A 9254-nucleotide genomic window follows, 5' to 3' on the forward strand; every position below is an offset into this window, starting at 1 on the left:
CGACACACCCCAGTCACCAGCGAAGATCTCCCCCTCCTCACCCGACAACAACCCCACACCCGACAACCGACCACCCGGCTCACCCACCACCACACCAGCTAACTCAACCCAATGACGACACAACCGCTCCACCGTCACCGCATCGAACAAATCCGTGCTGTACTCCATCTCGCCGGAGAGGCCCCCGTCGTGACCCCAGAACTCGAAGGTGAGGTCGAACCGGGCCGACTCGCGCGGCACATACACTCGCTCGGCGGGCATCCCGCCGAACTCCGTCAGTCCCCCGAAGGCGTTCTGGAGAACGACGGCCGCCTGCACCAGCGGGGTCCTGCTGGTATCGCGCTCGGGGGCGAACTCGTCCACGAGCCGGTCGAAGGGCACGTCCTGGTGGGCGAACGCCTCCAGCGCGGTGTCCCTGACGGAGGCGAGGAGGTCCCGGAACGGGCGCGACTCGTCGATCCGTGTGCGCAGGATGAGGGTGTTGACGAAGAACCCGATCAGGTTCTCGGTCTCCTCGCGGTCACGCCCCGAAGTGACTGTGCCGACGGCGATGTCCTGACGGCCGCTGTAACGCGCCAGCAGCAGCTGCGTCACTGCTGTGAGCACCATGAACAGGCTGGCGCGTTCGTTCCGGCCCAACGAGGTCAGGCCGTCGGCCAGTTCCTTCGGCACCTCGAAGGTGTGTACCGCCCCGGCCGAGCTACGGACGGCGGGACGCGGCCGGTCGGTCGGCAGATCGAGCGCGGGAAGGTCCGCCAACTGCTCTCGCCAATAGGAGAGTTGATTCTCCACCGAAACGCCGGCGATCGCGTCCCGCTGCCAGAGCGCGTAGTCGGCATACTGCACGGGAAGTTCGGGCAGACCGGTCAGATCGGCGGGGGGCGAGCCGAGGAGCACGGAGGATGTCACGGCAGGGGAGACGAGACGCGCGGCGTACAGCGCGCCGAGGTCGCGTACGAGCACCCCGACCGACCAGCCGTCCGTGACAATGTGGTGGAGCGTCGCGACCAGAAGATGTTCGGCGGGTCCGAGCCGGATCGCCAGGATGCGCAGCAGCGGACCGGTGCGCAGGTCGAAGGGGGTGGCCTGCTCGGCCCGTAGCACCGCGTCGAGTTCGACGGCGCGCGCGTTCTCCGCGAGGGCGGAGAGATCGAGGGTGCGTACAGGGACGACGGCGCCGGGACGCACCACCTGGACCGGGCGGCCGTCCACGGTCTCGAAGGTGGTCCGCAGGGTCTCATGCCGCGCGACCAGATCCGTGACGGCTTCCCGCAGCGCGGTTCCGTCCAGCTCGCCCGCGAGGCGGAGCGCGGCGGCGGTGTTGTACTCGACGCTTCCAGGGGTGAACTCGTTCAGGAACCAGAGGCGTTGCTGCCCGGGGGCGAGCGGCAGCGCCGTGCCCCGGTCGGCGACGGGGATGGCGACCGGTCCTGCGGCGGCTGCGGCGTCGTCGGGCCGCCCGGCCAGAGCGGCAAGGCCCGCCACCGTGGGCTGGTCGAAGAGCGTACGCCAGGGGAGCGCGACAGAGAGAGCTCCCCGTACCCGGGACACGACCTGGAGCGCGAGGATGGAGTCACCGCCGAGGTCGAAGAAGTCGTCCTCGGTACCGACCCGTTCGACGCCCAGCACTTCGGTCCAGATGGCGCAGAGCGTCCGCTCGGTCGCGGTGCGCGGGGCGATGTACTCGCGGTCGGTGCCGTACGCCCCGTACGTCCCGTAGTCGGGCGCGGGCAGGGCACGCCGGTCCAGCTTCCCATTGGCGGTCAGCGGGAGCGCGTCCAGTACGACGAAGGCGGCGGGGACCATGAAGTCGGGCAGTTCGGCAGCGACATGCGCCCGCACCTCACCCATGTCCGGCCCACCCTCGACACCCGGCCCACCCATGACACCAGTTCCACCCACGACACCCGGCTCGGCCACGAGATAGGCGACGAGCCGCTTGGCACCGGGCCGGTCCTCATGTGCCACGACGACGGCACTGCGCACCGCCGGGTGACGCGCCAACACGCCCTCGATCTCCCCGGGTTCGATGCGCAGACCGCGCACCTTCACCTGGTCGTCGCTGCGCCCGCCGTACTCCAGCGCACCGTCCGTCCGCCAGCGCACCACGTCCCCGGTCCGGTACAACCGGCCGCCCGAGGCGAACGGGTCCGCGACGAACCGCTCGGCGCTCAGCCCGGCCCGCCCGTGGTACCCACGGGCCAGGGGGCCGCCGAGGTACAGCTCGCCCCAGGCACCGACCGGAACCCGCCGCAGCGTGTCGTCCAGTACATGGGCCCGGGTGTTGGCGATCGGCGCGCCGATCGGGTACGGGCCGGGTGCGTCGGCGGACAGCGGGGTGCTGAGGGTCGCGCATACGGTGGCCTCGGTCGGGCCGTACGCGTTGATCACCCGGCGCCCGCCGGCCGACCAGCGGGCGACAACATCCTCCGGGCAGGTCTCGCCACCGATCACCACGGTCCGCAGGTCGGGCAGTTCGGACTCGGGTACGGTGCCGAGGACGACCGGCGGGACCATGAGATGCGTGACACGGCGTTCGGAGAGCAGCCGCAGCAGTTCCTCGCCCATGGGCTGTCCCGGAGCCAGCACGAGGGTGGCCCCAGCGGCGAGGGTCATCATGATGTCGGCCATGGAGACGTCGAAGCTCGGCGACACATACTGGAGCACGCGGCTCTCCGCACGCAGCCCCAGCGCCTCGACATGGGCCACGGCGAGCCCGAGGAGGCCCCCGTGCGGCACCACAACGCCCTTGGGCCGGCCGGTCGAACCAGAGGTATAGATCATGTACGCGGAGGTGTCCGCCCCGACTGCGGCCTCGGGCGCCGTCGCCGGGCAGCCGGCCAGGGCGGCGTCGAGACCAGCCAGCTCCAGGACGGCGGGCGTTGCCCCGTCGGCCGGGGGCGCGAGCGTGCCGTGCCGGGCGATCAGGACCTGTGGGGTGCTGTCCGCGAGCATGTAGCCGATACGGTCGGCCGGGTATCCGGGGTCGATCGGCACATACGTACCGCCCGCCTTCAGTACGGCGAGCAGCGCCACGACCAGCTCGGCGGACCGTTCCAGACAGACGCCGACGCGGGCTTCGCCGCCGACGCCGTGTCCCCGCAGCAGATGAGCCAAGCGGTTGGCGTCCTCATCGAGTTGACGGTACGTCAGAACGCTTACTGGCGTGGTCCCTTCGTCCTCGACCGCCACGGCGTCCGGGGTGTCCCTGGCCCACCGCTCGATCGTCCCCAGCACGGTGGTGCCGAGCAGGTCCCGCCGTACGGTGTCGTTCCAGCTCTCCGGTACGGGGCGCCCCTCCGCCACGGATACGGACTTCCAGTTCGGCGAGGACGCCGTGTTCATGAATCCCCCTCCAGTTCCCGCTTGTTGCTCAGTGCTCTTCTTGCTCGGGCTGATCTCTCTGCATCGAGTCTTCGAGTTCCTGGAGGATGCGCTCCTCCACCGTGACCGCGAGACCGGCCACTGTCGGGGAGTCGTAGAAGGCGCGGACGGAGAACCCCACCCCGAACGCGGCCCTGATCCGCGAGTTGATCTGCAGGATCTGAATCGAATTGCCGCCGAGTTCGAAGAAGTCGTCCTCGGCACCGATCCGCTCCACGCCCAGCACCTCCTGCCAGATGCCGGCGAGCACTTCCTCGCCGGGCGTGCGCGGTGCGATGTACGCGGTGTCCGCCTGCGCGGCGGCGTCCGGGGCGGGCAGGGCCCGGCGGTCGACCTTGCCGTTGGCGTTCAGCGGCAGGCTCGCCAGTTCCATGAACACCGACGGCACCATGTAGCCGGGCAGCAGTCCCTTGAGATGGGCGCGCAGCTCACCGGGGGCGAAGGTGTGCCCGTCCCGTACGACCGTGTAGCCGACCAGCCGCGCCGCTCCGCCACCGTCCTGCCGCGCGGCGACCACCGCGCGGGCGACGGACGGGTGTTGCCGCAGCGCGGACTCGATCTCGCCGGGCTCGATACGGAAACCGCGGATCTTCAGCTGCTCGTCGGCACGGCCGGCGAACTCGATGTCGCCGCCCGGCAGGTAGCGCGCTCGGTCGCCGGTCCGGTACAGCCGCTCGGCGGGGTCCGTACCGAAGGGATCGGCGACGAACCGCAGCGCGGTCAGTTCCGGACGGTTCAGATATCCCCGGGCCACACTGGGACCGCCCAGATAGAGATCCCCGGTCACACCGACCGGCACGGGCCGCAGCGCGCTGTCGAGGAGATACATCCGGATGCCCGGGTTCGGCCTGCCGATCGGTACGCCGGCGGTGTCCGGCAGCGCTTCTCGCACCGCCGGATAGAGCGAGGATTCGACCGTGGCCTCGGTGACGCCGTACGTGTTGAGCACGGTGGTGCCCTCGGCGGCCTGCTCCAGGAGCCGTCGGCAGTCGTCGGTACGCCAGAGGTCCGCGCCGGCCGCCAGCACCCGCAGCGGGGGAAGGCCCTCGCCGTACCGCGCCGACTCGTCGGCGAGCGCGGTGGCCAGCGCCGGCACGGTGTCGAGATGGGTGACGCGGGCGGTCCGCATGAGTGTGAGCAGTTGTGCGGGGTCGGCGATGGCCTCGGGCGGGGCGATGACCAGGGCGCCGCCGTGGCAGAGGGAGTGCACCAGGTCGGAGACGAACACGTCGAAGGACATGCTGGCCACGTTGAGCTGCCGTACGGGCCCGTCGGATACCGGCTTGTCGGATGCCGCCCCACCGGCCTCGGGTTCACTGGCCCCGGGCACACCGACCCCCGGCCCCTCGATCTCCTCCCTGCCGGTGAACCCGTACGCCGCGTTCCAGGACGCCGCGCCATGGCTGATGCTGCGGTGCTCGACCATCACACCCTTGGGCCGTCCGGTGGACCCCGAGGTGTGGATGACATACGCGAGATCACGCGGGGTGACCCCGGTCTCCGGCGTCCGGTCGGGCAGCCGGGCGATCAGGTCCCACCGCTCGTCCAGCGGCAGCAGCGGCGCGGGCCCGGCCGGCAGCCTGTCGGCGAGGGACCGCTGCGTGATCACCAGCCGGGCGGCGCTGTCGGTGAGGACGTATGCCAGCCGCTCTGCGGGGTGGGCGGGGTCGAGCGGGACGTACGCGCCGCCCGCCTTGAGGACGCCCAGCAGGGCCACCACCATGTCGGGGCCGCGTTCCAGACAGATGGCGGTGACCGTCTCCGGGCCGACGCCCCGCGTGACGAGATGCTGGGCGAGCCGGTTGGCACGCGAGTCGAGTTCGGCGTACGTCAGTGTGGACGCACCGAACACCACCGCCTCCGCGTCCGGCGTTCTGCGGGCCTGCGCGGCGACGAGTTCATGCAGGCAGCTGGAGTCTTCGTAGGGGATCCGGCGACCGCTCCAGCCCTCGCCGTCGCCATCGCCCTGGCCGCCCAGGAGTCGATCGCGTCCGCGGTCCGAGAGCAGAGGCAGATCGGCGGGCGGCCGGTGTGCGCCGCCCGGCATGCCGCGCAGCAGTACGGCCAGATGCTCGGCCATGTGCGCGACGCGGTCGTGGTCGAACAGCGCCGGGTCGTACGCGAGCACCAGCGCCAGCTTGTCCCTGTCGGCGTAGGCCGTCAGATCCAGCGGGTAGCCGGCGGTGTCGACCGCGTGCACATCGGTGACCCGCAGCCCGTGCGCGGCGGCGGCCTCCTCGTTGCCGGGGTAGTTCTCGAAGACGACGATGCTCTCGAAGAGTTCAGTGCCGCACGGCAGTTCGGCGCAGTCGCGCACCTCCCGGAGAGCGAGATGCTCAAAGCCTCTCGCCTCGGCCTGTTCGGTCTGGAGCCGGCCGAGCCAGTCGAGGAGGCTCTCGGTCTCCGGGATCCGGGTCCGTACAGGCAGTGTGTTGAGGAAGTTGCCGACCGTGGACTCCATACCGGGAAGGTCGGCGGGCCGCCCCGAGACGGTGGCGCCGAAACACACGTCGCTCTCGCCCGAATAGCGGGACAAGAGCAGCGCCCAGGCGCCCTGCACCACCGAGTTGAGGGTGAGCCGGTGGCGTCCGGCCATCTCCGTCAGCGCGCCGGCGTCCTCGGTGGACAGCTCGATCCGTACCCGCTCGGCGGCGTGGGACCGGTGGCCGGGGGCTGGACGGCGGTCGACGGGCAGGGGCGTCGGCGAGCGGAACCCCGCCAGCGCCCCGCGCCAGTACTCCCGCGCCGCCGCCGTGTCCTGCCGGCGCAGCCACTCCACGTAGTCCCGGAACGGCGGCCTGGTTGCCAGAGGAGCGGCCCCGCCCGCGCCCGAAGCGAGCGCACGGTACTGGGCGAAGACGTCCTCGAAGATCTGCGTGGTGCTCCAGCCGTCGAGCACCACATGGTGGAAGGTCCACACGACACGGACGGCGCCCTCCCGCGCCCGTATCAGGACGAGCCGCATCAGCGGAGCGACGGTCAGATCGATACCCGCCGCGTGCTCCTCGTCCATCAACTCCCTCAGACGTACCGCCTGTTCGTCGGGGTTCGCGTCGGTCCAGTCCAGCCGACGGATGTCCACGGTCGCGTGCCGCCGTACCACCTGAAGGGGCTCGGGCACGCCGTCCCACACCACCTGCGTACGGAGAGCGGGCGTCGCGTCCACGAGCCGCTGCCAGGCGGTGGCGAGCAGCCCGGGATCACCGGCTCCTTCAAGGAGGAACGACACCTGGTCGAGGTAGACACCCGGCTCGGTGAGGGTGTGCAGCAGCATGCCGCTCTGCATGGGGGTGAGCGGATAAATGTCCTCGACCGCCGACTCCCGCACCGCCGGGCCGACCCCCACCAGCGCGTCCACGGTGGCCTGGTCGAGCCGGGCGAGCGGAAAGTCCGAGGGGGTACGGCCGCCCGCGTCCGGCTGTGCGCAGTGTCGTACGAAACCGCTGATCTCCGAGGCGAAGTCCTTGGCCAGTCGCTCGATGGTCGCGGGGTGGTGCAGCTCGGTCGAGTACGTCCAGGTGAAGGTCAGACGGCCCCCGGCGACCACACCGATCACATCGATCAGATGCGCCCGTTCCTCGGCCGGATGGTGGTCCTGCCCGACGGCGGGCAGGGTCGCGCGCAGCGGGCCGGTAGTGTCGGCGGATCCGTCAAATCTGCCGTGGTAGTTGAAGCTGATGCGCGGCTCGGCGGCGTCGGCGAGCGCCCGGCCGGAGGCGCTGTCGACGGCGAGATGGCGCAGCGCGCCGTACCCGAGTCCCCGGTCGGGCACCGCCCTGAGCTGCTCCTTCACGGACATGAGCGCCGATGCCTGGTCGTCGCTGTCGGGGAGCGCGAGGGCGACAGGATGGATCGACGTGAACCAGCCGACCGTACGGGTCAGATCGAGGTCGCCGAACAGCTCCTCGCGGCCGTGTCCCTCGACGGCGACGGCCGTACGCTCGCGCCCGGTCCAGGTCCGCAGCGTACGGGCGAGCGCGGCCAGCAGTACGTCGTCGGTGCGTGTCCGGTACACGTCGGGCACGCGGTGCAGCAGGGCCACGGTCTCCTCCGTGTCCAGGGTGACGTCCACGGTGGCCTGCGCTGCCATGGTGTTGCCGCCGCCCGGGAGGTCGACAGGCAGCTCCGTGGCCCCCGCGTCCGTCACCGTCCGCCAGTAGCCGACCTGGTCGTCGAAGCCGCCCGCGGCTACATGGCCGGCCAGCCGCCGCGACCACTGCTGTACGGACGCGCTCTTCTCCCCGAGGCGTACGGGCCGACCGGCCGCGGCCTGCGCGTACGCACGGGCCAGGTCCTCCAGCAGGATGCGCCACGACACACCGTCGACGAGGAGGTGGTGCGCGGCGATGAACAGCCACCCGGGGCGCTCCGGTCCCCGGTCCCCGACAAGCACACGGAACAGGGGGCCGCTGGACAGGTCCATCCCGGACTGTGCGGCCAATACCTGTTCCTGCCAAGCCTTTTCGGCGTCTGCGGCGCTGGTCAGGTCGTGGACGGTGAACACCGCGTCGACGTCCGTGGCAGGGGCGATACGACCGGCCCAGCCACTTGTGTGTGCGGCGCGTTCGGTACGGATGAAGGTCGACCGCAGCGCGTCGTGCTGTGCCAGCAGGGCGGCGACCGCCGAACGCAGATGAGCGGGATCGGTGCCGGCGGCCAGCTCGAAGGCCATCGACATGGCGAAGTGATGGGGCGCCGCCGGGTGATGGGCGAAGAACCACTCACGGATCGGCGTCGGCCCCACGGGCCCGCTCACCGCCTCCTGCGGCGCGAGCGCGACGTTACGTGGCGCGATGGTCACCGCAGAGGCCGCGAGGTCCGCGATGTTCTGCCGAAGGAACACATCGCGGGAGGTGAGATCCAGCCCGGCGCGACGGGCCCGGGAGACCACCTGGAGGCTGGAGATCGAGTCCCCGCCGAGGGAGAAGAAGTTGTCGTGGACCCCCACCCGTTCTCTCCCGAGAACGTCGGCCCACACCTCGCACAACACCCGCTCCGCCTCCGTGCGGGGGGCGACATACTCCCCTTCCATGGCGAGGTCGGGGGCCGGAAGCGCCCGCTGGTCGACCTTTCCGTTCATGGTCAGGGGCAGCGCGTCCAGGACGACGAAGGCCGACGGCACCATGTACTCCGGCAGCAGGCCGGCGGCGTGCTCCCGTACGAGCGGGACATCCAGCTCGCCCGACGACGGTACGAGATACGCGACCAGCCGCTTCGCCCCCGGACGGTCCTCGCGGACGATCACCGAGACCCGCCCCACCGCCGCGTGGCGCGACAGTACGGACTCGATCTCACCGAGTTCGATACGGAAGCCCCGCACCTTCACCTGACCGTCATTCCGGCCCAGGAAGTCCAACCGACCGTCCGACCGCCACCGCACCACATCACCCGTGCGATACAACCGCCCACCGGAACCGAAGGGGTCCGCCACAAACCGCTCGGCCGTCAGCCCAGGACGGCCGTCATACCCACGCGCCAGACCAGCGCCACCGAGATACAACTCGCCGGGAACCCCGATACCGACCGGCTGCAACGCGTCATCGAGAACGTACGCGGACGTATTGTCCATCGGACCGCCGAGCGGAACCGCCGCACCCTCGGCATCGAGACCGCTGACCGGCCCGCATACGGCAAAGGTCGTGGACTCCGTAGGACCGTAGACATGCACCAACTCGATCTCCGGGCACGCCTCCAGCACTCGTGCCATCGCCGCACCGGACGCCGCCTCACCACCCGTCCAGACTTCGCCGAGGCCCGCAAAGCACGCCGGCTCCTCCTCCGCCAGCACGTCGAACAGCGCCTTCGTCAGAAACAGCCCAGACACCCCACGCGCCACCGCTGCACGCACCACCGACGCACTCAAGTCAGCC

At 70.7% G+C, this 9254-nt stretch carries 2 protein-coding genes; both read right to left on the minus strand.

Annotated features, from left to right (window positions below):
- On the minus strand, positions 1-3345 hold a 3345-nt coding region (locus IF11_RS0135790; protein ID WP_030355987.1), incomplete at its 3' end, for a non-ribosomal peptide synthetase.
- 28 nt (positions 3346-3373) lie between these two features.
- Positions 3374-9235, minus strand: coding sequence for a condensation domain-containing protein (locus IF11_RS0135795; protein WP_342342628.1), 5862 nt, complete (start codon positions 9233-9235; stop codon positions 3374-3376).
- Positions 9236-9254 lie beyond the last annotated feature (19 nt).

It is taken from the genome of Streptomyces scopuliridis RB72 (genome assembly GCF_000718095.1).
Classification (GTDB): domain Bacteria; phylum Actinomycetota; class Actinomycetes; order Streptomycetales; family Streptomycetaceae; genus Streptomyces; species Streptomyces scopuliridis.